The organism is Daejeonella sp. (genome assembly GCF_049655485.1).
GTDB lineage: Bacteria > Bacteroidota > Bacteroidia > Sphingobacteriales > Sphingobacteriaceae > Daejeonella.
The window spans coordinates 1-1,938 of sequence record NZ_JBASJU010000258.1; the positions used below are offsets into that span (position 1 = coordinate 1).

4 protein-coding genes are annotated in these 1,938 nt (G+C 41.3%); all 4 read left to right on the plus strand.

Translation table 11 applies throughout. From position 1 onward, the window contains the following. Nucleotides 1–203, plus strand: a 203-nt coding sequence (locus tag WBJ10_RS11070) for a thermonuclease family protein (protein ID WP_424290259.1), incomplete at its 5' end; no start/stop codon positions are given. 85 nt (nucleotides 204–288) lie between these two features. Beyond that, nucleotides 289–603 (plus strand): transposase, encoded by a 315-nt coding sequence (locus tag WBJ10_RS11075; RefSeq protein ID WP_424290261.1) that lies wholly within the window; start codon nucleotides 289–291, stop codon nucleotides 601–603. Continuing rightward, complete coding sequence (locus WBJ10_RS11080) at nucleotides 600–1,607, plus strand: transposase (protein WP_424290263.1); 1,008 nt, start codon at nucleotides 600–602, stop codon at nucleotides 1,605–1,607. The genes WBJ10_RS11075 and WBJ10_RS11080 overlap by 4 nt, the downstream gene beginning before the upstream one ends. 68 nt (nucleotides 1,608–1,675) lie before the next feature. Beyond that, a partial coding sequence (locus WBJ10_RS11085) for a hypothetical protein (RefSeq protein WP_424290265.1) occupies nucleotides 1,676–1,938 on the plus strand: 263 nt, incomplete at its 3' end.

A 1,938-nucleotide genomic window follows, 5' to 3' on the forward strand; every position in this document is an offset into this window, starting at 1 on the left:
CTTTATCCTACGTGTATCTCGTAGACGGGACTTTTGTTAATGCGGAATTAATCAAAAATGGTTATGCCATCCTGATGACCATCCCCCCGAACGTGGCATTTGCTGATCATTTTGCCACGCTGCAGCGCGAGGCCAGAGCAAGTAAAAAGGGATTGTGGAATGACCAGTCGCCGGATAATATTCCAGTGGTTAATATCGATTGAATCATGCCTCATACTTCCTGTACTAACCCCCTAAAAGACTGGACTAAATTATTAAAACAATTTAGAACCGTTAAATTAGGGAATTATGAAAAAAGAGAGAAGGGTTTTCAGTCCAGAAGATCGTTTAGCTATTGTGCAGGAAGGCCAGCGTGAAGGAACCACTGCAGTGTGCCGTAAATACAATTTAGCTCCTTCGTTATATGCTAGATGGAAAAGTAAATATCTTTCCAAAGGTGTAGAAGGCTTAAAGCCAGCCTATCACCGTATTGATCCGGAAGTACGGGCATTGGAAGAGGAGAATGAACGTCTTAAGCGGATCATTGCCAAACAAGCACTTGAAATTGAAGTCAAGTCAGAGCTTCTAAAAAAAAGTCCTATCCAACCCAAATCAAGAAGATGATCGTTTCCAGCTTCAGACATGTAGTTCCTGCGCGTACCTTATTGTCGTGGGTTAGCTTGCCCAGCAGTGTTTACTATTACAGGAATAAAGATGGGAAGCGTGGAGTCAAACCCAGCACACATACGTTTAAACTAGACGGCTCAATGGTAGAGAACCAGGTGATCATCGAGGAAATAAAAGACATTCTATCTCAGGAGTTTTGCTGCTATGGCTACGAGAATGTAACTGGAGAGCTCCGGAAGCTGGATTACTATATCAATGAGAAAAAGGTTTACCGGTTAATGGATGAACAGAATTTATTGCTTGGTAAAGTCATCCGAACCAGCGGTAAGCGCAGATTTGTTCAGCACCGTAAGATCACGGCCACCTACCCGATGGAATACCTTTGCCTGGACATTAAATACATTTACGTGCATGCAGACAGGCGTAATTACTACCTGTTAACTATACTGGATGTGTTCTCTCGCAGAACGGTAGATCAGATCTTCCAGAAAAGCATTCGCCAGATGGATGTAATTAACGCTTTCAGAAGAATACAGCAGCAGTACGGCATCAAAGGAGTTACCATCCGAAATGATAACGGATCGCAGTTTATCGCCAACAGCGTTAAGCAATATCTTAGAGCTGCAGAAGCTAATCAGGAGTTTACTCACGTAGCCACGCCGGAAGAAAACTCTTACATCGAGGCATTTCACAGCATCGTTCAGAGAGAGGTGGTGGACCGCTACGAGTTTGATAGCTTCTACCATGCAAAACACGTTCTGGCTGCGCACAGATCGTGGTATGACAACCGAAGAAATCACCGCATGATCGGAATGATCCCACGAGAAAAATGGGAGCAAAACATCCACATCACCAAGGCAAAACGGGAGCAGCTCACCGCAAAGGGAACATCTCCAATATTAGAAATCAAAAATAGTGAGTCGGAAGAATATTCAGATGAAAAATTACAGCTAAATTCGAACACTTATTACACAACTAATTCACAAATATTGTCCAACTAATAAGGGGTCGGTACATTACCTTCCAGTATTTTAAAAGAAGATCAACGGAACCTGACCCATTTTTCTATATGGGATCATCTTATGGCGAGGTTTCAAGAGAATCTACTGTTTATGAAAGATTCAAAGAAGTATATGTTGATTTATCTACTAAAAGCGATCAGGAAATGATCAATTTGGCTATCGTAAAACTTAAGCTTGAGGATGATTTCATCAGTTTTAAACTCAATAAGTTCATCGTTGCGATGTTTGATTATAAATTAATAACTTCGGATGAATATAATCTGTATATCTACGGGACCACGAATCAAAAGAAAATAGAACTAGCCAAAAC